The sequence below is a fragment of the Salinispora oceanensis genome, assembly GCF_000383575.1.
In the GTDB taxonomy this organism is placed as follows: Bacteria; Actinomycetota; Actinomycetes; order Mycobacteriales; family Micromonosporaceae; genus Micromonospora; species Micromonospora oceanensis.
This window is the reverse complement of sequence record NZ_KB911579.1, coordinates 1558353-1582269: the sequence shown is the minus strand read 5'-3', so window position 1 is coordinate 1582269 and position 23917 is coordinate 1558353. Positions and strand designations below refer to the sequence as shown.

Annotated in this window: 20 protein-coding genes and 1 pseudogene; 10 read left to right on the top strand and 11 right to left on the bottom strand. The window is 68.3% G+C overall.

Features of this window, described 5'->3' with window-relative positions; all coding sequences use genetic code 11:
• The first annotated feature begins 3 nt into the window (after positions 1–3).
• The 4 genes and pseudogenes from aspS to SALPAC4_RS0107275 all read left to right on the top strand — a co-directional run bounded on the left by aspS (position 4) and on the right by SALPAC4_RS0107275 (position 4008).
• Positions 4–1314, top strand: a complete 1311-nt coding sequence (gene aspS / locus SALPAC4_RS0107290; RefSeq protein ID WP_019869747.1) for an aspartate--tRNA(Asn) ligase — start codon at positions 4–6, stop codon at positions 1312–1314.
• A 136-nt stretch (positions 1315–1450) separates the two neighbouring features.
• Positions 1451–2697, top strand: a pseudogene (locus SALPAC4_RS25170) (MFS transporter).
• 274 nt (positions 2698–2971) lie between these two features.
• Positions 2972–3157 carry a hypothetical protein gene (locus tag SALPAC4_RS0107280; RefSeq protein ID WP_019869746.1) on the top strand — a complete coding sequence of 62 codons (186 nt, stop codon included), beginning with the start codon at positions 2972–2974 and terminating at the stop codon, positions 3155–3157.
• The gene (locus tag SALPAC4_RS0107275) at positions 3154–4008 is read left to right on the top strand and encodes an ABC transporter permease (RefSeq protein WP_019869745.1); all 855 of its coding nucleotides are present in this window, start codon (positions 3154–3156) and stop codon (positions 4006–4008) included. Before SALPAC4_RS0107280 ends, SALPAC4_RS0107275 begins: the two co-directional genes overlap by 4 nt.
• A 34-nt stretch (positions 4009–4042) precedes the next feature.
• Here the strand turns inward: SALPAC4_RS0107275 and SALPAC4_RS0107270 are convergent, their stop codons facing one another.
• From SALPAC4_RS0107270 to SALPAC4_RS0107260, 3 genes are all read right to left on the bottom strand, one after another.
• Positions 4043–4651 carry a mycothiol-dependent nitroreductase Rv2466c family protein gene (locus tag SALPAC4_RS0107270; RefSeq protein WP_019869744.1) on the bottom strand — a complete coding sequence of 203 codons (609 nt, stop codon included), beginning with the start codon at positions 4649–4651 and terminating at the stop codon, positions 4043–4045.
• A 402-nt stretch (positions 4652–5053) separates the two neighbouring features.
• Positions 5054–5383 (bottom strand): MTH1187 family thiamine-binding protein, encoded by a 330-nt coding sequence (locus tag SALPAC4_RS0107265; protein ID WP_019869743.1) that lies wholly within the window; start codon positions 5381–5383, stop codon positions 5054–5056.
• 196 nt (positions 5384–5579) lie between these two features.
• Positions 5580–6287 carry a DUF4386 domain-containing protein gene (locus SALPAC4_RS0107260; RefSeq protein WP_019869742.1) on the bottom strand — a complete coding sequence of 236 codons (708 nt, stop codon included), beginning with the start codon at positions 6285–6287 and terminating at the stop codon, positions 5580–5582.
• A gap of 186 nt (positions 6288–6473) precedes the next feature.
• Between SALPAC4_RS0107260 and SALPAC4_RS0107255 the strand changes: the two genes are divergently transcribed.
• Entirely contained in the window at positions 6474–9395 is a 2922-nt protein-coding gene (locus SALPAC4_RS0107255; RefSeq protein WP_019869741.1) for an ATP-binding protein, read from the top strand.
• A 3-nt stretch (positions 9396–9398) separates the two neighbouring features.
• Positions 9399–9956 (top strand): NUDIX hydrolase, encoded by a 558-nt coding sequence (locus SALPAC4_RS0107250; protein WP_018738430.1) that lies wholly within the window; start codon positions 9399–9401, stop codon positions 9954–9956.
• Positions 9957–10035: 79 nt separating this feature from the next.
• Here SALPAC4_RS0107250 and SALPAC4_RS0107245 read toward each other — a convergent pair whose 3' ends face one another.
• The 3 genes from SALPAC4_RS0107245 to SALPAC4_RS0107230 form a co-directional block, all read right to left on the bottom strand.
• Positions 10036–11238 (bottom strand): metal-dependent hydrolase family protein, encoded by a 1203-nt coding sequence (locus SALPAC4_RS0107245; RefSeq protein WP_019869740.1) that lies wholly within the window; start codon positions 11236–11238, stop codon positions 10036–10038.
• Positions 11239–11324: 86 nt separating this feature from the next.
• Complete coding sequence (locus SALPAC4_RS0107240; protein WP_019869739.1) at positions 11325–12137, bottom strand: nucleoside-diphosphate kinase; 813 nt, start codon at positions 12135–12137, stop codon at positions 11325–11327.
• A gap of 487 nt (positions 12138–12624) precedes the next feature.
• Complete coding sequence (locus SALPAC4_RS0107230; RefSeq protein WP_019869737.1) at positions 12625–13056, bottom strand: DUF2000 domain-containing protein; 432 nt, start codon at positions 13054–13056, stop codon at positions 12625–12627.
• Between the two features lie 6 nt (positions 13057–13062).
• Here SALPAC4_RS0107230 and SALPAC4_RS0107225 point away from each other — a divergent pair, with 6 nt between their 5' ends.
• On the top strand, positions 13063–13908 hold the full coding sequence (locus SALPAC4_RS0107225; protein WP_019869736.1) for a helix-turn-helix domain-containing protein: 846 nt from the start codon (positions 13063–13065) through the stop codon (positions 13906–13908).
• A 129-nt stretch (positions 13909–14037) separates the two neighbouring features.
• Here the strand turns inward: SALPAC4_RS0107225 and SALPAC4_RS0107220 are convergent, their stop codons facing one another.
• The 5 genes from SALPAC4_RS0107220 to SALPAC4_RS0107205 form a co-directional block, all read right to left on the bottom strand.
• Positions 14038–14712 carry a dTMP kinase gene (locus tag SALPAC4_RS0107220; protein ID WP_019869735.1) on the bottom strand — a complete coding sequence of 225 codons (675 nt, stop codon included), beginning with the start codon at positions 14710–14712 and terminating at the stop codon, positions 14038–14040.
• A 67-nt stretch (positions 14713–14779) separates the two neighbouring features.
• A complete protein-coding gene (locus tag SALPAC4_RS0107215; protein WP_263404815.1) occupies positions 14780–15793 on the bottom strand; it encodes an aldo/keto reductase in 1014 nt (337 codons plus the stop codon).
• Positions 15794–16189: 396 nt separating this feature from the next.
• Positions 16190–17104 (bottom strand): NADP-dependent oxidoreductase, encoded by a 915-nt coding sequence (locus tag SALPAC4_RS0107210; RefSeq protein ID WP_019869733.1) that lies wholly within the window; start codon positions 17102–17104, stop codon positions 16190–16192.
• An 86-nt stretch (positions 17105–17190) separates the two neighbouring features.
• A complete protein-coding gene (locus SALPAC4_RS28805; protein ID WP_263404814.1) occupies positions 17191–17313 on the bottom strand; it encodes a hypothetical protein in 123 nt (40 codons plus the stop codon).
• Complete coding sequence (locus SALPAC4_RS0107205; RefSeq protein WP_019869732.1) at positions 17310–18971, bottom strand: MDR family MFS transporter; 1662 nt, start codon at positions 18969–18971, stop codon at positions 17310–17312. Before SALPAC4_RS0107205 ends, SALPAC4_RS28805 begins: the two co-directional genes overlap by 4 nt.
• A gap of 963 nt (positions 18972–19934) precedes the next feature.
• Between SALPAC4_RS0107205 and SALPAC4_RS0107200 the strand changes: the two genes are divergently transcribed.
• From SALPAC4_RS0107200 to SALPAC4_RS0107190, 3 genes are all read left to right on the top strand, one after another.
• Positions 19935–20129: a condensation domain-containing protein gene (locus tag SALPAC4_RS0107200; protein WP_019869731.1), complete on the top strand. Its 195-nt coding sequence runs from the start codon at positions 19935–19937 to the stop codon at positions 20127–20129.
• 373 nt (positions 20130–20502) lie between these two features.
• On the top strand, positions 20503–22155 hold the full coding sequence (locus SALPAC4_RS0107195; RefSeq protein ID WP_019869730.1) for an ABC transporter transmembrane domain-containing protein: 1653 nt from the start codon (positions 20503–20505) through the stop codon (positions 22153–22155).
• Positions 22152–23909: an ABC transporter ATP-binding protein gene (locus tag SALPAC4_RS0107190; protein ID WP_019869729.1), complete on the top strand. Its 1758-nt coding sequence runs from the start codon at positions 22152–22154 to the stop codon at positions 23907–23909. The genes SALPAC4_RS0107195 and SALPAC4_RS0107190 overlap by 4 nt, the downstream gene beginning before the upstream one ends.
• Positions 23910–23917 lie beyond the last annotated feature (8 nt).

Here is a 23917-nt window from a genome sequence, read left to right as displayed (position 1 = left end):
CCTGTGGTTTCCAGGACGCTGATCCGTGAACTCGCGGCGGCCGTCGGTCAGGAGGTGACCGTCTACGGCTGGGTCAACGCCCTGCGGTTGCAGCGCAAGCTCCAGTTCGTGATCCTGCGCGATCACACCGGGCTGGTACAGATCACGAACAAGCGCACTGAGGAGCCCGGTGAGCTGGAGCAGCTGATCGAGCACGGGATGCCTCCGGAGTCCGCCGTCAAAGTCACCGGTGTGGTGATCTCGGCGACCAACGTCAAGCTTGGTGGCCTGGAGATCCAGCCCACCGCGATCGAGGTGGTGTCCCGCTCCGAGGCGCTGCCGATCGACCGGCAGACCGGAATCGACCAGCGGCTCGACTGGCGGTTCCTGGACGTACGCCAGCCGGAGCGCCAGCTCACCTTCGCGGCGCAGACGACGCTGGAGGAGGCGCTGCGGGAGTTCGCATACGCCGAGGGCTGCACCGAACTGCACACCCCGAAGCTGATGGGCACGGCGTCCGAGTCCGGCTCCGAGGTGTTCGCGGTGAAGTATTTCGAGCGTACCGCTTACCTCGCGCAGTCGCCGCAGTTCTACAAGCAGATGGCGATCGCCGGCGGCATCGACAAGGTGTTCGAGATCGGTCCGGTGTTCCGAGCCGAGCCGTCCTTCACCTCCCGGCACGCCACCGAGTTCACCGGCTTGGACGTCGAAATCGCCTGGATCGACGACGTCGATGACGTGATGAGCTTCGAGGAGAAGATGCTCGCCCAGATGCTGCGCCGCATCAAGGAGCGGCACGGCGAGGCGATCCGGGAGATCTTCGGCGTCGAGGTCAACGTTCCGGCGACCCCGTTCCCCCGGTACCCCATGGCGGAGGCGATCAATCTGCTGCGGTCCCGTGGTTGGGACCCGCAGGGCGTCAAGGAGGAGTTGGATCCCGAGGGCGAGCGGCTGATCTCGGCGGTCGCCGCCGAGGAGCACGGCAGCGAGTTCGTGTTCGTCACCGAGTTCCCGGTGGAGGTACGCCCGTTCTATCACCTGCGCCCCGCAGGCAACCCCGACGTGACGGCCAGCTTCGACCTGCTCTGGAAGGGGTTGGAGATCACTACCGGCGCCCAGCGCGAGCACCGGTACGACGTGCTGCTCAAGCAGGCCGAGGAGAAGGGGATGGCGCTCGAGCCACTCACGTCGTACACCGACTGCTTCCGCTTCGGCACCCCTCCACACGGCGGTTTCGGGGCCGGCCTCAACCGGATCCTGATGGTTCTGCTCGGGCTGGAGAGTATCCGGGACGCGATGTTCCTGTTCCGGGGGCCGAACCGGCTCACGCCCTGAGGCTGCGCGTGCGTTGGGGCGCTCGGCTGGGCCGGCTTGCCGGCGCCACGGCTCGTCACTCAGGCCCGCCCGAGCTTGCGAGCGATGACGAAACCTGACGGCGTTGCCGACGATACTGAGGAAAGGGTGATTGGCTTTGCGCGCGTACCGCGAATTGCTCGGCACGCCTGGTGCTGTCCTCTTCGTGTCCGCAGGCTTCGTCGGTCGGCTGCCCATGGCGATGCGCAGCCTCGGCTGCCTGCTCATGATCTCCATTCAAACCGACTCGTACGGCGTCGCCGGCGTGGTCACCGCGGCGCTCACGCTGGCGCAGGCGATTGCCGCCCCGGTGTTGGGGCGGGCCACCGACCAGTTCGGGCAGCGGATCGTCATCGCCGTCTCGGTGCTCGTACACGCCTTCGGGATGGTGGCGCTCGTAGTCCTGGCCGGCCGATCCGCCCCGGCGTGGACGTTGATCGGCTCCGCCGCGCTCGTGGGGGCGTCGGCCCCTCCACTCGGCTCCCTGGTCCGGGCCCGGTGGACGATGCTCGTCGATTCGGCCCAGGTACCGACGGCGTACGCCTTCGAGTCCATCCTCGACGAGGTCATCTACGTAGCCGGTCCGGTGCTGGTCACCGCCCTGGCGGTGGGCTGGTCCCCGGCGGCCGGGCTGCTGTGCGCCCTGGCGCTCACCGTGCTCGGCTCGCTTGCGCTCGCCGTCCAGCGGCGCACCGAACCGCCGCGGGCGCCCCAGCAGCGGCGGGCTAGTGCGGTCCGGGCCCGCGGTATGGGCGTCCTGCTCATCATCTACGTCGGCCTCGGGGTGTTTCTCGGTGCGGTCGACGTCGCTGTGGTGTCGTTCAGTTCCGAGCGCGGCGCCACCGGTGCCGTGGGCGTGCTGCTCGCGCTGTTCGCGGTCGGCAGCCTCGTCGCCGGGCTGGTGTACGGGTCGGTGCCGATCGACCGGATCACGTCCCGGCAACGCCTCCTGGGGTCGGCCGCCGCGCTCTGCGTGGTCGCCGTGCCGATGGTGTTCGCGGACACCGTGCCGGTGTTGGCCGTCGGCATCGCACTCGCGGGTGTCGTCGTGTCACCGATCCTGATCTCCGGAAGTTCGCTGGCCGCGTCGCTGGTGCCCCGCGCCGCGTTGACCGAGGGGTTCGCCTGGCTGTCCAGCGCGGTGACGGTCGGCCTGGCCGCTGGAGCTGCCGCCGGCGGCCAGGTGGTTGACGCGACCGACAGCACCGCCGCTTCCTGCTCGCGGTGGTGGGTGGCTTCATCGGGGCGCTCGCGGCTGTTCTCGGGCGCCGTCGCCTCCGGCCCCGGTCCACTCCGATCCCCGGCACCGGCCCGGTCGTGGCCGCTACCGCATCGGCTTCGCTCCACAGTCCCGATCATCCGTGATGGGCGCCGACGCGGGCCCCGCACCGAGCAGGACGGGGTGCGGGAAGTCCCGGGGGCCACTGCGGTGACCGGGGTCGCCGCCTGACTCAAATGCGGACGGGGTTGCCGTGGAGGCTGCCGTCACCGCAGGGCCAGGGTCCGTTGTTGAGTTGTGCAAGGCCGGTGCTGCCGAAGAGTTGTAACTCGTCGTGCTGGCGCAAGATACTAGGGTGACCACGGTATATAGTAGATGTACTATTCTTCGTACAGTGATGCCTCACGGAGGGCGTAGCTTATGCCGAGCGTGCAGAAACTAGAGGAGGCAGCGCCGACGGTCGGTCCGCCGGACGAGACGGCCCCGATCGAAGCTCGCGACCTACGTACGTGGTACGGGCAGAATGATGCCCTCGCCGGGGCTGCCGTCGGGCGCCCCGAGGTGCTGACCGAGGCGGCAGCGTCCCGCGAGGAGGCTCGGGCGTGAATCCGACGACCTACGCCGTGCGCCTCGGGCTGCGCCGAGGCTGGATCGAGCTCCGGCAGAGCCTGACGAACGTGGGCGACATTGTCTATTGGTTGCTACTGGCGGCCGTATTCCTGACGGTCCTGTTCTTCCAGCGCGACTCGACGGTCGAGGGGACCGATCTGTCGCTGGCCGCCGTCGTGATGCCGAGCCTGCTCGGCGGCCTGCTCGCCTTCCAGACGGTGGGCGGCGCTGCGTACTCCTTGGCGGCCGACCGGGAGGACGGCACGCTGCTACGGGCCAAGACCGTCCCGCAGGGCCTCCTCGGCTACCTGAGCGGACGGGTGCTCGGCCTGTCGGTGGGTACGCTGCCCCTGCTCGTCCTCATCCTGGTGCCCAGCCTGCTGCTGGTGGATGGGCTGGCATCTCTGCACGTCAGCAGCGGGCTCACCCTGCTCTGGGTGTTCGTGCTCGGGCTGCTGGCGACCATGCCGCTGGGCATCATCGTCGGGTCGCTGGTGAAGGGCCCCCGGGAGGCGTACACCTGGGTCACCTTCCCCACGATGGCCCTGGCCGGCATCTCCGGCATCCTCTATCCGATCCAGAGCCTGCCCGTCTGGGTGCAGAACATCGCTCAGGTGTTTCCGGTCTATTGGCTCGGGCTCGGCACCCGGTCGGTCTTCCTGCCCGACTCGGCCGCCGCGGTGGAGATCACCGGCAGTTGGCGGCAGTTGGAAACGGCGGGGGCGCTGACCGCCTGGGCCGTCATCGGCCTTCTGCTGGCGCCGATCGTGTTGAGCCGCGCCGCACGCCGTGAGTCAGGTTCGAAGATGCAGGATAGTAAGCAGGAAGCCATGAAACGCGTCGGCTGAGCACCGGTGACGCTAGCGGGCCGCGGTGGAGGCGCTACCCGCCGAACTGCGGCTCCGCGTGCGGTCGCCCCTTCAGCTCGTGGAAGCCCGCCACGCTGGCGACCAGCACCGCGCCGTCGAAGAGCCGGCCCGCCTCCTCGCCCCGCGGGATCCGCGAGATCACCGGTCCGAAGAAGGCGACCCGGTTCCCGTCTGTGTCGTCGGCGGCGATGATCGGGGTTCCGATGTGGTCGCCGACCAGGGCGATGCCCGCCGCGTGCGACGCCCGGACCGCCTCGTCGAACTCGCTCGTCCCGGCCGCCGCGGCCAGGTCCGCCGGGAGTCCGGCGTCGGCCAGGACGTCGCCGAACTCGGCCCACTCGCCGCCCACGTGGACCCGCTTTCCGTACGCGGTGAAGAAGCGGGCCAGGCCGTCCTGGCCGTGCCGCTGCTCGACAGCCACGCAGACGCGTACCGGCCCCCACAGGTAACCCTCGGTGTCACCCTCCGGGTCGACCTCTCGGCGTTCGTTGAGCACCGAGAGGCTCATCACGTGCCATCGGATCTCCAGCGGGCGTACCGTCGCCGCCTCAACGATCCATCGCGACGTGATCCAGGTGTACGGGCAGCTCGGGTCGAACCAGAAGTCCACTGACCGATCCATCACCGGGCACCTTCTTCGTACCATCCAACGACCGCAGCATGGCCGTAGCTTCGCGTGCGCCGCTGAATGCTGACACGTGCCAGCATCCTCGGTCGCGAACCCAGTCAAGAAGCCGTGGATCGCATCGACGCCGCAGCCGCCAGTCTCGGGCTGTCCCGCAACGAGGGTACCTACGCCGGAAGTCCGAGGAGAACATCAGCCCGGCCGGCGACCGGACGGTCACCGTTGAGGACTGGCAACGAACCGCTGGGGCCTTCGCCGACCTCGCCGACCCTACGGTGCTGGAGGCGCCCGGCCTGACTGCAGACCCACCACGAGCGCCCCCGCCTCGGCGGGACCAAGCACCGATGGCCCGCCTCATCAGTGCCTCGGCCCGGGCGCGTGCGACTGGCGGGCGGATGATCAGCGAGCTGATGACTTTTCTTCGTGACCAGATGCAAGATATCGCTCGACGGCGTCCATCCTGGCCGTTATGGCGCTCGACTTATATTGGTGATAGTCCATCTTAATGACTGTGCTGACGCGCGGCGATCGCACTGCCACCGCATCGACCGCGTTTTTGATCACCTCGAACACCTGATCCCAGGTTTCGCCCTCGACCAGGGTAAACATCGCATCGGTGTGGTTCGGTAGACCCGACTCACGGACCACTCGTACGGCTTCAGCCACAAGTTCACCGATGTCTTCGCCGACGCCGAGTGGAGTGACCGAGAACGCGACCAGAACGGGCATGGCTGCACCCTCCAAGATCTGGCGAAGCTGGCCTGCTCAGCCTATCTGCAGCGAGCCGGTGGGGAAGCTGAAGCGCAGACTGAATCCGGTGTTACTGGGGTGGATCCGCGCTGGAGTATCCCCGGGCAACCCGGGTGCTGGCTGGGCCGAATCGAATACGGTCAACCTTCATTCATGATCAAGTTGAGCTGCTTCGTCATGCTGTTCTCACTTCGTCGCTCTCCTGCGCGCCAGCGAGAGGTGAGACGACGGGGTCCGTGGACCTCAGGCCCTTGATCAGGAGCCAGCCGCCGGCGGTGATTTCGAAGGCGAGCATCGGCAGCCACAGCAGTATTCCGGCACCGTCGGCGGTGACGGCGCCGACGGCGCTCTGCACGGGGACGCTGACGGCGAGCAGCAGCGACGCGAGCAGGCCGAGGCTGGCCAGTGGTCGGGGGATCGCGCGGGACCGCAGCAGTAGGTAGGCGAACACGGCACTACCGACGGCGAAGAAGCAGGCGCCGACGTTCGTGCTCCACGCGGCGATGTCGACCGTCGCCGCACCCAGGTCCCGGGCGCTGTCCGTTCGTTGCCGGCTGAGCGACAGGAGCAGCATGGCACCGAGGATCTGCACCGCGTAGAGTCCCGACTCCACCGCCCGGCAGGCCAGGGCGAAAGCGGCCAGGGACGGGTCCTGTCGCCGGGTGATGGCGTGCAGCATGGCGGCCAGGCCCAGCGTGGCGACGCCGGCGACGGCCAGCAGCACGATGCTGAGCCGTAGCCCGGACGGGTTTGTGGCGATGTCGTCGAGCCGTTCCGCGATCCCGCCGGCGCCGCCGCCGGCAGCAGCCGAACTGGCCAGGACGACCGCGATGACCAGTAGGAAGAGGGCACCGGCGAGGCGGGCGGCGGACCGTTCGGACATCGTTCCTCCAGCAGTATCGTGGCAACCCCGGGTCGGGCTGCGGCAGGTTCGAGTGGCGGGCGGCGACCTGCCTCCCGCGATCGAGGTGGACCGATCGTGCCGGGCAGACGTTGGGCCGGCGTTGTGCGGGCGTTGCGAAAATGTTGAGCTGCGGGTCGGGGCGGGGTATCGGACGCGGGAGTGGCTATGGCAGGGCCGGCGGTACGCATACGGTTGCTCGGCGGCGTCGAGGTGGTGGACGGCAACGGAGTGGCCGTCGACATCGGGGCGGGTAAGTGCCGTGCGCTGCTGGCGGCCCTGGCGTTGCAGCCCGGCGTGGCGGTTCCGGACTGGCGGCTGATCGATCTGCTGTGGGGCGAGCAACCACCCCGGACCGCCGTCCGAACCCTGCAGTCGTACATCGCTCGGCTACGGGGCGGTCTGGGCGCGACGAGGATTGTGCGCTCGGGTGCCGCGTACCGTCTCGATGTGCCCGCCGACGCGGTCGATGTGATCCGGTTCGGCCGGCGGGTCGAGGCCGGCGACCTCGCCGGTGCGCTCGCCGAGTGGACCGGCGACCCGCTGGCCGGGGTGCCGGTGCCCGGCCTGGCGGCGGCCGTGGACGGCCTGGTCGAGCGGTGGCTCGGCACGGTCGAGGCCGATCTCGCCGCCCGGGTGGACGCGGACGCGGCAGCGACCGTGGGGCCGTTGACCGAGCTGAGCGCGCGGTATCCGTTCCGGGAGGGCATCTGGGCGCTGTTGATGACGGCGCTGTACCGGGTGGGCCGGCAGGCCGACGCGCTGGCCGCGTACCGCACTGCCCGGCAACGGCTGATTGAGCACCTGGGTGTGGAGCCCGGGCCGCGACTGCGCCGCCTGGAGTTGGCGATTCTCGGCCAGGACCACCGCATCGGCGGCGAGCGGCGGCCTGAGCCGGTCGACCGGCTGCCCCGGCGCGCCGTACGACTGCTCGGCCGTGACGGTGACCTCGACCGCATCGGCCGGGCGTTGGCGGAGAGTCCGGTGGTCACCCTGGTCGGGCCGGGCGGCATCGGCAAGACCGCGCTCGCCGTTGCGGCCGCCCAACAGGCCCGGCTGGAGCACGGCGCCTGGCTGGTTGACCTGACCGAGATCACGAGCGACGAGGACGTGCCCCAAGCCGTCGCCGCGGCGGTACGCGTCAAGGAGGGCCCAGGCCGGTCGCTGCGTGAGTCCATTGTGCTGGCCTTGAACTCGCTCCGGGCGCTGCTGGTGCTCGACAACTGCGAACACGTCGTGGACGGCGCGGCCCGCCTGGCCCAGGCCGTCGCTGACGGCTGCCCGCAGGTGCGGGTGCTGGCCACCGCGCGGGAACCGCTCGGCCTCAGCCATGGTCACGAACGGCTGATCGCCGTGCCACCCTTACCCGCGGCCGGGGCCGGCGCCGACCTGTTCACCGAACGTGCGAACGCGCTGACCGCCGCGGGCGCGACGGGTGCCGCACGGGAGGTGATCGAGGAGATCTGCCGCTGCCTCGACGGGCTTCCCCTCGCCATCGAGCTGGCCGCCGCCCAAACTGTCAGTCACACCCCGCAGGAGATCCGCGAGCGTCTCGACGATCAGCTCGGTCTGCTGGTCGGCGGGCGGCGGACCGGGGCGGACCGGCACCGCACCATGCGCGCCACGATCCAATCGTCCTACCAACTGCTCACCGCGGCCGAACGGGACCTGCTGCAACGGCTGTCGGTGTGCGTCGGCCCAGTCGACCGGGCCGGAGCCGCGGCCGTCGCCGCCGGCAGCGGCCTGAACGTCAACGACGTGCTGCACCGCCTCGTGCAGCGCTCGATGGTTTCCGCCGAACCCGGCCCGTTCGGCCAGCGGTTCCGGTTGCTGGAACCAGTCCGCCAGTTCGCCGCCGAACACCTCGCCGCGGGACCGACGGCCGCACCTGCCCAGGCAGCGCTCATCCGATACGTGCGGGAACGGGTGGTCTCGCTGCACGACCAGCTCACCGGAGCGGCGGAAGTCCAGGGGGTCGCCCGGCTGGACGAGCTCTGGCCCAACCTGCGGGTGACGGTTGACCGGGCTTTTGCCTGCGGCGACTACCGCCTCGCCCATGACCTGTTCCGGCCGATCTGCACCGAGGCCGCCCGGCGGCACCGGCACGAGATCGGGCAGTGGGCGCAACGCCTCCTCGAACAGGCACCGCCCGAGGACCGGCCGCGGGTCGAGGACCGGCCGCGGGTCGTGGCCGGCCTGATCGCCGCCGCGTCCCGCTATCACGTCCGTCAGGACCCCGCCGGGTTCGACAGCCTGGTCCGGCAGCACTGCGATCCGGACGACCCGGTAGCCCGGCACCTACGGGCCAACGTCCACGACGACTACGCCGCGCAGATCCACACGGCGCCGCCGGCGCTGGCCGAGCTGCGCCGGCTCGGCGCCGACGACCTCGCCGCGCAGATCGAGGTCGACCTCGGCGTAGCGTTGATCTTTCAGGGACAGTACGCACGCGGCGAGGCCCAGCTCACCCCGCTCGTGGGCCGGTTTCGTAGCCATGGCCCGCCGACCCTGCTGCACTGGACGCTGATGCTGCTCGGTTTCTCCGCCGCCTTCCAAGGCCGACAAGAGGCCGCGGACACGTTGTTCGACCAGGCGCTCGACGTGCCGCTGCCGGCACGGACCCACTCGCCGAACCAGCCGGTGCGCGCCCAGGCGCTGTTCCGGCGCGGCGAGCGCAGAGCCGCCTACCAGCTACTCCGTGCCCACGTCGAAGAACTGCTCGAGGCCGACAACATGCACGCCTCCTGCGCTGTCCTGGTCGGCTTCGTCACGATGATGCCGGCAGTGGCACGCTTCGCCGACGGCGCCCGGATCCTGGCCTTCCTCGACACCACCGGCGCGCTCGACAACGCCGCCTGGGCGGCTATGGTCGCCGACGCCCGGGACAAGCTCGCCGCCGTCACCCCCAGACCGAACAAAACTGCCATCGTCAATTACCGGCAAGCCCTCGCCACGATCGGCGACACCCTCGACGACCTACTGTGTAGAACAGAACAGCCTCGCCAGGTGCTGAGGGCTCCACAACAGGTGGACCACTTCCCGGGGCCCGCTCAGGGGCCCTCCGACACACTAATTTCTTTGGGGGAGTAATAGGTGCGTCACTCCACGACCGCGCCGATCGCGGCGCTCCTCGCCGGGTATCGGCCCCGGAACGCCACGGAGGCCTCCGACGTGGTGCGACTTCTGGATCTCCTGACCTCCGGTGACCCGTGGTCGCGCGACCTGCCGCTGCATGTCACCGCCTCGGCGCTGGTGGTCCACCCGCCGACGCGGCGGGTCCTGCTGCGCTGGCATGCCCGCATGCAGTCGTGGCTGCAGATCGGCGGGCACGGCGACCCCGGTGAGTACGACCCGATCGAAGTCGTGCTGCGCGAGGGACGGGAGGAGACCCACCTCGACGACCTGGTGTGCTGGCCGGATGCCGTGGTCCGCCAGGTCGCGGTCCTGCCGGTGCCAGCCAGCCCGAACGAACCCGCTCACGAGCACGCCGACCTGCGTTTCGTGCTGGCTACCGAGACACCTGAGCGGGCCCGACCGGAGAACCCGACCGCCACGCTGCGTTGGCTGAGCCTGCCCGAGGCACACGCCAAAACCACCGAGCCGAACCTGCGCGAGTTGCTCGCTCGCGTGGCGGAGCTCTTCGACCAGTAAGGCCGCCAGCGGCGAAACCGGCGGGTGCGGTGTCCGGGGCCGGATCGATCCATCCACCACTCTGACGCTGAATAGACACTCAGCGTACGCGCTGTCCTGCGCGGAAGACCGCGCGAGCCTGGACCATCGCCGTTATGTCCGTGACCGGATTTCCCGCCACGGCCAGCAGATCGGCGTCGTAGCCGACCGCCACCCGCCCTTTGCGGTGGCCGAGGCGGCATGCCTGTGCGGCCAGCGAGGTCACTGAAGCCAAGGCCTCGGCGTTGGTGCCGACCTGGCTGGCGAAGTATCCGACGTCGCTCGGAAGGATGTCGTGGGGCTTGTGCGGGTTGATCCCCGCGTCGGTGCAGCAGACGACGCGAACGCCACGGCGACGCAGGTACGCCTGATTTTCCCAGTAGGGCGCGATGGTCCGGAGCACCTCCTCGGGCATGCCGTCTCTGGGCCGGACGACCGTGCACCCGACGAAGATCCCGGCCGCGGCGATCGCGTCGACCGTCGCCGGATCGAGTTTCAGCCCGTCGGCGGTCATGAACGTGCAGTGCTCGATGCTGTCGACCCCGACCGCGACAGCGTCGGCGATCCCTCTGGTCGCGTGGGCATGGGCGATGACCGGCAGGCCCCGGTCGTGGGCGGTCCGAGTGACCGCGCGTAGCTCGTCGAGGGTGTACTGCGCCGCTGCGGCGTTCGAGCCGCTGGTACTCATCCCACCCGTCGCCATGATCTTCAGGAAATCGGTGCCGCGGTCGGCTCGGGCGTGCACAGCTGTGACCAGTTGGTCCGTGTCATCTGCCTCGCCGCCGAGATACCAGCAGTGCCCGCCGCTGCGGGTGATCGGTGGCCCGGCGGCGAGCACCTGCGGACCGCTGGCGTCGTCGGCGTACTCGGCCCGCAACCGCAGCCCGAGGTAGCCCCGGTCGCCCAGATCCCGGACGGTGGTGATGCCGGCGCGCAGCGCGCGGGCAGCGTGATCGCGCATCCGGCCCAGGACCGTGGCGTCGTCGTCGTGCACCATCTGGTGCTCGGTGCGCCCCTGCGGATCGAACGCCAGATGGGTGTGCGCGTCCACCAGACCGGGCAGGAGCGTGACAGCTCCGAGATCGGCTATCGGCACCCCGTCTGGCGGCGAGGCGCCGCTAACGTCCACGTCGGTAATCTTCCCGCCGGCCACCAAAACCAGCACCGGTCCGTCGTGCAGCAGGTGACCATCGAACAGGCGGGCCGCACGGATCGCCAGCCGTGAATCACCAATGGCCTCTACCTGAGTCGTCGCCAAGCCCATCGGTCAGCTCCGACCGGCTCGGATGCCGGCGAACAGATCCCGTTCCGGGACCGGGATTGTGCGCTCTCCACCAGGACGGGCATGCATCACGGGGTCTCCAGACAAAGATCGAGGTAGCGCAGGGTGGTGTATGTGAGGTAGGAGGGCCAGGGGTCGTCGTCGATTCTGGTCCGATCTCGCCATCCGTCCCACGTCGTCTCACCCGTGCGGATGCCAGCCAGGATCCGGGCCGTGCCCGGCGACGACGCGGCCGCGATCTCCTCGACCGCCCGGGTCGCCACCCGCAGCGCATCGAGTCGCGGACCATCCGAGTCCGCCGGCCAGTCCACCCCTGCCAGCGTCGCCTCAGCCACGCCTGCTTCCGCCGCCCACCGGAGGAGAACACCGGCGACGATGCTCCACAGGGGGAAGGGAGCGGGCGGCCGAGCGGCAGCAGCCGACAGCTCAGGCTCATCAAAGACAGGGCCGTCGTTGAAGAGGACGCGGGACTCCCTCCGGACGCTCGCCGGGTCGTCCGCGGAGTGCACCAGATTGAAGATGGGGTTCAACGCACCGAGATCTGCCCGCATCGTGCCGGGCTGCGCCCGGGACGGACGGAAGTCGCCCTTGAGGCGCCCGGACACGACGCTCGCCGCCGGCAGGTCTCCGGCCGGACCGTGCAGGAGGAGGCCCTGCACCGGTCCCAGGGTGTACAGGACGGCGTTGAGCTGCCAGTCGAGCCGACCGCCCCGGCGGGTTGTGCGATAGAGGTTGGCCCGGCGCTCCGCGGAAAGCAGGAATTGCCGGAATCCGACCAGCTCGAACCCTCGGTCGGTCAGCCAGCGCAGTATCGGGCCGGTCAGCTGCTGCCGGACCGCGTCAGGCTTCAGCATGACCAGTGCTAGCCGGTCGTCGTCCACGCACCTACTCCTCGAACCTTATCCACTCTCAATCTCGGCCCGCACCGTCGTGCAGGAAAGCGGGAATGTCGCTGCGCGCTCCACCAAGGAGTCAGATCTTAGGACAAGTGATTGTGTTTCGCAAAGTGTTGCTCTATAAGTTGCGACCTGATTCGTAGCGGAATGGTGGCGGCGATCGGTGTGGTGACGGCGCCCTCCGCCTGCGGTGAGTCGGGTTCGGCGAAATAGAGCCTCATCGTCCTATGAGATCTCCGACGCGCTGACCAGCCTGCGGGTGGACGAGCGCGCCGGTGATATCGAGATCAAGGTCGGCGACGGCCCGGTCAAGGTGACCGAGACGATGGAGCGTGCGTACCGGTGGCGGCGGCGCCAATGTGGCTCTGCCCGGTGGCCCGTTCCAGGTGAATTCCGACGCGGGTGGCGGGCCGAAGAAGGTAGAGGTAAAGACCGCGGCGTCGGGTCCGAGCGTCAATTTCGAGGCCGCCGGTCAGTGATGCATCTTCGCCCCCTTGAATGCCTTGTCCACCGCGTTGCGTGGGCCGTAGGTGGCTATCCCGGCCAGGTCCAGCTGCTCGGTCGTGACGGCGCGGACAGCGGCCCGGTTGTCCCGGTCGTTGTTCGTGGCGAACAGGTCGGAGGTGAAGACCGACACCGGCAGGTTACGGCCGATCGCGCGGGAATGTGCCGCCTGGAGCAGTTCCTTGTCACCCACGAACACGAGTACGGGCTGCCGGAACATCGACAGGTACCGCACGTCACTGGCGTCCTCGTACGGCTGGCCGATCACCTCGGGCACCGCGGTGCCGATGCCACTGACCAGGAACGCCGTGATGTTGAGGCGCTGCCACGTGAGCAGGTCGTCGCGCAGGAGAACGGCGATCTTGGTGTCGAAGCGTACGGGTGTGGTGTCAGATCGCATGATCCGATGATCGGCCGTGCCGGGCCAGCGGTCTTGTACGATTTTGACGTGTCGGTGACCAGCGCTGGCGCGGCGGGCATGGCGATCTCCGCTTGGCGTCCGCGCCTGGGCGGTGTGGTGGAGGTGCTGCGCGCCCATCTCACCGGTCACGCCTATCCGATGCACGCGCACGACAACTGGACCGTGCTGATCGTTGACGACGGCGCCGTGCGGTACGACCTCGACAAGCACGAGCGCGGCGCGTTCGGGGACCTGGTCACACTGCTCCCGCCGCACGTACCGCACAACGGCACCGCCGCCCACCCGCACGGCTTGCGCAAGCGCGTGTTCTATCTGGAGTCGGACCGACTGCCCACCGGTCTGATCGGGGCCGCTGTGGATAACTCAGCGTTCGTCGATCCCGTGCTGCGTCGCCGGATCTCAGCCCTACACGCGGTGATCGGGCAGGCCGGCGAGGAGCTCGAGGCCGAAACCCATCTCGCGGAGATCACCGAGCGGCTGCGCGCCCGGCTCGGCCACGCGGGCCGGCCCGAGCGGCTCGACCAGACCCCGGCGTACCGGCTGCGGGACCTGCTGGAGGAGCACGTCGTGCCGGGCGTCTCGCTCGACGAGGCGTCCCGCGTGCTGCACTTTCACCCGGCCTATCTGGTGCGGTCATTCACCCGCGAGTTCGGCATGTCGCCGCACCGGTATCTGATCTCTCGCCGGGTCGACCTGGCCCGGCGGCTGATACTGAGCGGGGAGCCACTGGGATCGGTCGCCGGGGCGAGCGGCTTCTACGACCAGCCGCACCTGAGCCGCCACTTCAAGCGGATCATTGGCGTGAGTCCGAAGGCGTTCAGCAAGGGTTGAGCCGCCCGAGGCCGATGGAAGGGCAGCCGGACGAACGCGATGAGATGACGGCCGGCGCGAGGCTACAGTTGTGGGAGCGATGGTCCTTGTGGGACTGTGCCGAGTTCCGGTCCGACTCCCGCAACCACGTCAGTGGCTATCGGTTGGGTTCGTGACCGGCGGCGCCTGGGGGAGGGGCGGCCGAATGTTGAGGGCGCTGGCGACGACCTCGCGCAGAGCTCGCTGTACCGCCTCCCGCCGACCGTTGCCGTCCACAACGACGAAGCTGTCGAACTCTGGCAAGGACCGATAGGCACGTCGATAGCCGGCGAGAAAGTCGATGCTCTCCCGATCGATGCCGCGACTTTCGATACGTCGTTGGGCGGCAGCCGGATCGACATCGAGGAAGATGGTCAGGTCGGGAGCGGGGAGCGCGCGGTTCAGGCGTCGCAGGAATTCCTCGTTGTCCGCCCGCTGCAACCGAACCGCCGCATATTGACAGTAAGTGTAGCGATCCATCAACGTGACCGACTCCGGATCGGCTGCCGTTTCCTTCAGCGCGGAAAGCGCAACAAATTTACAGCACGCCGAGATCAGGCGGATCATATCTGGACCCAACATTTCGAGGTGATCCTCGAAGCCATCTTCCCGTGCGATCTCGTCGAGGGACTGCCGGACCGGGAGAAGGGTCTGATGCGGCAGTTGACGTGCGGGAACATCGAGCGATCTCAGCCACGATGTGAGCTCCTCCACCTGTGTCGTTTTGCCTGCTCCGTCGATGCCGACGATGGCGATCAGTCGGCCGGGAACGTTCAGGTCAAACACGCATCAGCCTTTCTTGGAGGGGCCAGAGAGCATCGCCCGCCCCGCCGCACTGCGCCGTCCACATGGGTCAGCGTTCGTTCCACGCCGACACTTCCGTGAGGAACGTGTAGGGATAGTCGGGAGTCGCCGGTTCGCTGACCTTGTTGAGAACCTCCATGGCTGCGGGATCGAGGTGCAGGTTCGCTGCCTGGAGGCTTGTGCGTAGCTGGTCGGCCGTGCGGGCACCGACCAGAGCAGCGGTGATGCCTGGCCGGTCCATCACCCATGCCAGCGCGACGTGCGCGGAGGCGAGGCCGTGTTGTGCCGCAACCTCGGCGAGGGTCTCGACGATTCGCCAGGACCGCGCGGTGCCCCGCCGGGAGAAAGCCTCCAGACCCCGGTTCGGGTTGTCGCCCAGCCGGCTTCCCGAAGGCGCGTTGGAATCGCGGCGATACTTGCCGGTCAGCCAGCCCGCCCCGAGTGGGCCCCACACCATGGTGCCCATGTTGAGCGCCTGAACCGCCGGAAGCTGCTCCCACTCGGGCTCGCGCACGAGCAGGCTGTACTGAGGCTGCAGCGAAACCGGTGCGGCAGCCCCGGACCGCAGCATCTCGGAGTGCAGCACTGCCGTCTGCCACCCAGCGAAGTTGCTGACCCCGATGTGCGCCACCTTGCCTGCCGCGGTGGCCTCGACGGCGAAGGCAGCGAACTCGTCGAGGGGTGCTCGGGGGTCAGGCCCGTGCGCTTGATAGATGTCGATTCGTTCGACACCGAGTCGCCGCAGGCTGGCGTCCAGGGCCCGGTGCAGATAGGCCCGGCTCAGACCCGCACCCGGCTGCCCGGTCACCGGAAAGCGTCCCTTGGTAGCGAGGACCAGGTTCTTGCGGTGCTCCGGGCGGTCCCGCATCCAACGGCCCAATATCTCCTCGCTGCGACCGTCGGCGTAGACGTCGGCGTTGTCGATCAGCGTGCCGCCGGCCTCGACGAAGGCGTCGAGGATCGCATACGCCGCGTCCTCGTCGGCCTCCTGCCCGAAGGTCATACAGCCCAGCGCCAACCTCGACACCCTCGGCCCGCCAGCACCTAGTTTGCGCAGTTCCATCGTCCACATCACCTTTTCGAAGTGGGAACCTGTCGGTCCGCACGGGTTCTGGGAGCCACGGTGACCTATCTCGTGGATCGAAGCATGCAACGAACCCAGGGTCGGATGCCAACCGGTTTCCGAGACGGCTAACTGGACCGGCAGGCACTACGGCGGCTCGCGCCCGACCTCCCCGTTCGCACCGTGGAGGCCCGGTGGCGGCGGGCTGACGGACTCCGACCAGGCCGCCGTCAAGGCCATCGCCCGGGCACGCGGCATACCGGTGCATCTAGGCGTGGCGAGGATCTTCCACGCTGCCACCGCACTCGGCGTCCCCAGTAACCACCGGGGCTGCGGAGAAGCTCCGGGGAGCTCAGGTGTGACGGGCGGGTGGCACCTCAATGCCCGGCGGCGCGGTCAATCAATGGTGATGACGATCTTGCCGCGGATGTTCCCGGCCTGGTAAGCGCGTTGGGCGTCGGCGGCGCGGTCCAGCGGGAAGGTGGCGAGGATGGGCAGGTGCAGGTCGCCCTGCGCGTAGAGCTGCGCCAGGGTAGCCAGCCGCTCCGCCGAACGGGCCAGTGGAGTCGTCCGGATGCCGAGCTCCGCGGCACGGCCGTGGTCAACCAGCGTAAGCACGCGGTTGCGGTCGGGCACCAACTCGAGGGCGGCATCAAGGGCCTCGCCGCCGATGCCGTCCATGCACGCGTCCACGCCCTGGGGGGCCAGCTCGCGCAACCGGCCGACGAAGCCTTCGCCGTAGGCGAACGGGGTCGCGCCCAGCGAACGCACGTATTCGTGCTGTGCCTCCCGGGCGCCGCCGATCACCGTGGCGCCCCACAGCCGGCACAGCTGCACACCGATGGTGCCGACCGCCCCAGCAACGCCGTGGATCAGGACCGTGTCGCCCGCACCGGCCTTGATCTCCTTGAGGCCGATGTCCGCCGTCTGGGCCGCCGCACTGAACCCGCCGGCCACTGTCCAGGGCATGGCCGCCGGCTTGGCGGTGAGTTGGTCTGGTCCGACCACGATGTACTCGGCGTAGCTATTCAGGGTGCCGTAACCAAGGACTTCGTCGCCGGGCGCGAAGCCCTCCACGCCGGCACCGACCTGATCGACCACACCGGCGAACTCGTTTCCCGGAATTTGCGGAACCGACGGGTCCGCCGACTTGTGGATGATCCCCGCCACGACCGCGACGTCGAACGGCTGCACCCCGGCGGCCTTGACCCGGACCCGCACCTGTCCGGGCTGTGCCTGCGGTTGCGGCACGTCCATCAGCCGCAGCACCTCCGGGCCGCCCGGCTCGAGAAAGGCTGCTGCTCTGCTCATGATGGTCTCCGTTCGACGATGTCTTCGTGCCGCACATCCGGCATTGAAACGGCCGTGTCATCCTGCAACCTCAACCTAGATAGAGGTCAACATAGATCGGTGAGAGCCCCGTCCAGCCAGCGATTTTCGGTGAGCAGCGCGCTGGCCGCCGCACGCGGGGACCGCGCCCGCCGGTGGCGCTCGTCGGAGTGGAAGGCGGCAGCTTTCATCTCCCTCGATTTCCTCTCGCTGTCGTGGTGCTGCTCATGGAGGTAAGACGACCGTCGGCTGGTGCCCTGACCGCCAGCGCCAGTGCAGCGGCGGCCGCCACCAGCAGGGCGATGATCAGGAAAACAGTGCTCATGGCGCTGGACATTCCCTCGAGGATGGGCCGAGCGACGCGCTCGTCCAGGCTGTCCAGCGTCGAGGTGTCGTTGAGGTCGACGCCCGTGGTCCCGGCCCGGAGCCCAGTGAGAACCTCCTGGTCGGCCGGGTTCGCCAGGACCGCCGGATCACGGGCGGCCGCTGTGAACTCCGGCGTGGTGGACTCCGACCGGTAGTGGCCGATGATCCGGTTGGTGGCGAGGTTGAACAGCAGGGACAGGAAGACCGCGGTGCCCAAGATGCCACCGAGCTGACGCGAGAATCCATACATCCCGCTGGCCACGCCGATGCTGGCCGGTGGCACGCTGTTCTGCAACGCGGTGATCACGGTTTGCATGAACAGGCCCAGACCGAGACCCATGACGGTGACCACCACCGCGATCACCCACACCGGGGTGTCGACACCGGCCAAGGCCAGCGCGAGGTAGGACAGACTCATGATCCCCAGACCTGGCCCCAGCAGGAATCGGTAGTGGATGCCGCGGGCGAGCATTGGGCCGCAGAGCTTGGCGCCGACGGTCGTGGCCACCGACTGGGGCAGCAGTAGCAGACCGGCGGCGGTCGGCGACAGGCCCGTGACGATCTGAAGATGCAGCGGGATGAACGCCAGGGCGGTGAAAGCACCCACGCCGCCGAGAAAATTAACCACGTTCACCTGGGCGAAGGCGCCGATGCGAAACAGGTCGAATGGGATCAGTGCATTCTCGCCCATGGCGTGTTCCACGGCGAGGAAGAAACCTAGCCCGAGCAGCCCGGCGGTGTAGCAGGCCAACGCCGCGGGTGATGCCCAGCCCCACTCCCGGCCCTGCTCCGCGACGAGCAGCAACGGCACCAGACACCAGACCAGCCCGACACCTCCCCAGTAGTCGATGCGGTGCGCCGTCCGCACCGACCGGACGGTGTAGAGCTTGGTGACCACCACCAGCGCGAAGACGCCGATGGGGACGTTTATCAGAAAGATCCACCGCCATCCCGCAATGCCGAATACGGTGTCCGCACCGGCGAACAGCCCGCCGGCCACCGGGCCCGCGACGCTCGCGACGCCATAGATGATCCCTACGTTCGCCTGATGGCGGATGCGTTCCGCCGGCGGGAACAGGTCCGCGATCGCGGCCAGCGCGAGCGAGACCAGTCCGCCCGCGCCGAGACCCTGGACACCGCGGTAGATGGCGAGCTCGTAGATCGACTGCGCCATCGCGCACATCACGGAACCGATCACGAACACGGCGACCGCGGCCAGGTAGAGCGGCTTGCGCCCGAGGATGTCGGACAGCTTGCCGTACAGGGGTGCGGTGATCGTCATCGTCATGAGATAGCCCGTGCTGACCCATGCCTGGGCGGTCAGTCCGTGCAGCGAGTCCGCGACGGTCCGCATCGCCGTGGCCATGATCATGCCGTCCAGTGCCGACATGAAGACGCCGGTGAGCAGACCGACCAGAATGGCGCGGACGGCCGTCCGGCTGAGCTGAGGTGACTCCGCCGAGGAAACATCCGTCGACGCCATGCCTCGCACTCCTCCCATGCGCCCCTCGCGAATCGCGTGCCCGTGCGATTCCGCGGCCAAGTCTTCAACCTCATCTTTGGTTGAGGTCAAGTCGGTGCCGAGGCCGGGCCGATCGGGGCGCACGGGACGTCATTCGTCCACGAAGTCGCCGTCCAGCAAGCGTCCACCGTGAAGGCCCCGACCATCCACATCTACCGGCTTCAACCGCGGACAGCATGATCACTCTTGTCGTGATAGATGACCTCACCAAACGCCTCACCGCCGAAAATGCCCCAAACTGGCGAGAATTCCCTAAAACCACAAATGCATATAAAGTCGTGCCTCCAGTTGAGACCGTCGAACCGAAACGCGCACGCCCTATCGCTGGTGGCGTACCGGTATTCAGCCGGGCTGGGTCGATGCGCTACGCATGCCGTACTATTCGTTAGATGACAGCTGGAACTGAGCGGAATCGCCGGAGGCTCGGTTGGGTGACACCAGCCAAAGTTGCCTGGCTGGGAACCGCTTTGGTGGCACTTATATTGGCTTGGCCGATTAACATTTTCGCGCCAGGCGACCATGAGAAGATAAGTTGCGGAAACGTGTTGGAAACCGATCTACGCCCCTGGAGGGGACTCGAATCAAACGCCAACTATTGGGAAACGGCGTTTCGGACCTGCAACTCGATACGGATTGACCGGATAGGTCAATCCGTCGGGGTTATCTCGTTGACGGTCCTGGCCGTCACGCTGTTGGCCGCGCGCACCCGTCGTCGAAATGATGGCAGCTATTGAACGGGCCCGGCCACCGGTCGGTTGCCAACCTGTTCAGTGTCTGGGAGGTGCCGTTCGGCGTCGGAGCAGCTCAAGTAATGGATGCCTGGCGTCAGCTGGTGGCGGCGCACGAGTGCGGACCACCTAAGACCTGAACGGCCCGGCACCTGCCCAGACGGTCCATCCATACCGCCCGTCTCGGGTGGCAGCGGTGGAACTGGCAGAGGACGGCTTCGCAGCGGCCCTCCGGCTGGGTGCTGAGGCGGCCGCCGAACCGATCGACATTGAGGCGGGGCTGCCGTGGCGTGCATTCGTCACCACCTACCAGGGGGATGTGCTCCACCTGGTCACCGTGATCCACCACATGGTGGCCGACAACGGTGCGCTGCGGGGTGCTGGAGTCTGATTTATATCTCCCAGGGCTTCGAGAGTTCCCTGGCCGAGGTTGCGCCGGATAACCTGAGGTGGCTTTTTTGAGGGGGTAGCAGAATGTGGGGAAGTGCTTCTCCTTCCCCCGCATGCCATCTATTCGCAATTGGGTCGAGGTCAGTTCTAGAAGCCTGCGCGGATTCCGCGAAGCCGCTTCTTTCTGATAACACCTCCTTAGTTCGTCGGTGACTATAGCCACACGAGGCCGGCAGGTGGCAAGATCTTGGTACGTACCAGGAAAGAGGATCAGGGTGTCGCTCATGACGGATTCGTATTCCGGCCCGGAAACTCCGGACCACCGGAGTGCCGCGCATTACCTATGGTGGCTGACCATTAGTCAGCGTCGGCGGGTGGCGGGCGGCGCGGTCATCGGCACTCTCTGGATGGTCTGCCTGATGCTGCCGCCGTACCTCATGCAGCGCGCGATCGACGACGGGCTCCAGCCGGGGGAAACCGGAGTTCTGGTCGCGTGGGTGGGCGCACTCGTCGGCGTCGCGCTGCTCAACGCGTGGCTGGGCATCATGCGCCACCGCATCATGACGCGGGTCCGGATGGACGCGACCTTCCGGACCATCGAGGTCGTGGTCGTGCACTCCACTCGACTGGGGGCGGAACTGCCCAGGAAGGTGTCGGTCGGCGAGGTCGCCAATATTGGGGCGGGCGATGTCGCGCAGATGAGCCAGGCGCTGACGATCACTGGCCCCGGCGTCGGCTCGGTTGTTGCGTACCTGGTGGCGGCTGCGGTGCTGCTGTCGGTTTCTGTCCCGCTCGCAGTGGTGGTCCTGCTGGGGGTGCCGTTGCTTGTAGCGGTGGTGGGGCCATTGCTGGGGCGCCTGCAGGGCGCGGAGAACAAGTACCGTGGGCAGCAGGGTGCGCTGACCGCCCAGCTCGGGGACATCGTCGGCGGCATGCGCGTGCTCAACGGCATCGGCGGCAAGGAGATGCTGGCCGGCCGTTACCTACGTGGATCGAAGGCCCTGCAGGCCGAGGGTTACCGGGTCGGTGCCGTGACTAGCTGGATACAGTCGCTCTCGGTCGGCCTGCCCGCCCTGTTCCTCGCGCTGGTGACCTGGCTGGCCGCCCGGATGGCCGCCGAGGGCACCATCACCATCGGCACACTGGTCGCTGTCTACGGCTATGTGGCCGTGCTGGTGGTACCGGTTTCCTACTTCATCGAGGGTGGATACGACCTCACCAGGGGCCTGGTGGCCGCCCGACGGGTGGTCCGGGTACTCGGCCTGAAGCCCTCAGTCGAGGATGTCACGAAGCTCCGGCCGGCTCCTGCCGCACCGGCAACCCTGCACGACGTTGACACCGGCGTGGAACTGTCTCCAGGTCGGCTGACCGCGATCGTGAGCGTCCGCCCGGCCGAGTCTGCGGCCATGGTCGACCGGCTCGGCCGGTATAGCGCATCCGCAGCCACCTGGGGCGGCGTGCCGCTCGCCGAGATTGCCCTGGCCGAGATCCGCAGCCGGATCATGGTGGCGGACAATGACGCCGACTTTTTCTCCGGCACGCTTCGTAGTGTGGTCGGGGGCCGGTCCGAGCACACCGGTCGGTCCGTGGCACAGGCCCTCCAGGATGCCGCGGCGGAGGACATCGTGCAGGCCCTGCCCGACGGTCTCGATACCCCGATCCAGGCGCAGGGCAGCAATCTCTCCGGCGGCCAACGCCAGCGGCTGCGGCTGGTCCGTGCCCTGCTGGCGGACCCGGAGGTACTCCTGCTAGTTGAGCCCACCTCCGCCGTGGACGCCCACACCGAGGCTGCCATGGCCGCCGGACTGGGCCGGGCGCGGGCCGGGCGCACCACCGTCGTCACCTCGACCTCCCCTGTCCTGCTCGAACAAGCCGACACCGTCTGCTACCTCGTTAACGGCCGTCTGGTGGCGGCTGGCCCACACCGGGAGTTGCTCGCCTCGGCACCCGGCTACCGCGCCCTGGTGGCTCGCGGGATCCACGAATCCGTCACCGATTCCACGCCCGCCGAGGAGGCTTTCCGATGACCGTTCAGACCGAGACCGTCCTTGGGCATCTCCCGATCGCTGGCCCCGCCGAGGTCCGCAGAGCTGTCGTACGCCTGATTAAACAGGACGGCCGTGCGTTCGCCATGATGCTGACCCTCAACGGACTGGCCGCGGCCGCTGGCCTGGGTGGTCCCTGGCTGGTCGGCCGAATCATCGACGACGTCCGGGGTGGTGCCGCGGTCGGGCACGTGGACCGGCTCGCCCTCGGGATCCTCTGCTTCGCGGTCGCGCAGCTGATCCTCGGCCGCTTCGCCCGCTACGCTACCCACCGCTTCGGCGAGCGAACTCTTGCGCGGGTTCGCGAGCGGTTCGTCGATCGCTCTCTTGCCCTGCCGGCCGCGGTAGTCGAACGCGCGGGAGCTGGTGACCTGCTGACACGCGGCACAGCCGATGTCGCCGCAGTCGGCACCACTTTGCGCGACGCTGGTCCGGAGGTCTCCGTGGCGCTCGTCCAGGTCTTCCTGATCCTTGTCGCCATGCTCGCGGTCAACCCGTTCCTTGGCATCTGCGGGGTGCTCTGCCTCGCCGGAATCTGGTTTGCCACCCGCTGGTACCTTCGTCGTGCCCACGCGGGCTACCTCGCCGAGGGCGCCGCCCACTCCGCGCTTGTCGAGATCCTCACCTCCACCGCGGCGGGGGCCCGCACCGTTGAGGCACTGGGCCTCCAGGAACGCCGGGTCACCGCCACCGCTGAGGCGGTCGAGCACTGCCGGGCCACCCGTACCCACACCCTCAACCTGCGCACGGTGCTCTTTCCTATTGTCGAGTTCTCGTACGTCGCCCCGGTCGCCGGCATCCTGCTGCTCGGGATCACCCTGCGGGAGACCGGCGCAGTCACCACCGGGTCGGTGGTCGCCTGCGCTCTCTACTTCTGGAAGCTGTCCGAGCCGCTGGATAAAGTTCTGCTCTGGCTCGACCAACTCCAGCGCAGCAACGCCTCCTTTGCCCGTGTCGAGGGCATCGGTCAGGTGGATGCCCGGGCCGTGACCGGCGGCGGGCAGCCCGAAGACGACCGGATCGACGTGGTCGATGTCCGGTACGCCTACCAAGGCGAGCGGGATGTCCTGCACGGTGTCGACCTCACCGTCCGCCCGGGCGAGCGGCTGGCGGTCGTCGGCCCATCCGGAGCCGGAAAGTCCACCCTGGGCCGGCTGCTGGCCGGGGCGGAGCCTCCCCGCACGGGACGGGTGACCGTGGGACAGGTGCCCGTCACCGAGCTCGCCCCGGCGCAGCTCCGTCGGCACGTCGTCCTGGTCTCACAGGAGCATCACGTCTTTCTCGGCACCGTCAGGGACAACCTCCTGATCGCCGCACCCGACGCGATTGACCAGAGTTTGCTCGCGGCACTGGCCGCCGTTGACATCGACTGGGTGGACGAGCTGCCGGACGGGCTGGATACCGAGCTCGGCCCAGGGGGGCACCGCTTGAGCGCCCAGCAGGCCCAGCAACTCGCTCTGGCTCGAGTCGTCTTAGCTGATCCGCACACGCTGATCCTGGACGAGGCGACATCGCTGCTCGATCCCACCAGGGCCCGGCACACTGAGCGTGCGCTGGCGGCCGTGCTCACGGGACGCACCGTCATCGCCATCGCCCACCGCCTGCAGACAGCCCACGACGCTGACCGGGTGGTAGTCATGGACAACGGCCAGGTGACCGAACTCGGCACCCACCAGGAGCTATTGGCGGCCGGCGGAGGCTATGCCGCACTGTGGAAGTCCTGGCACGGCGCTTGAGGCACGCC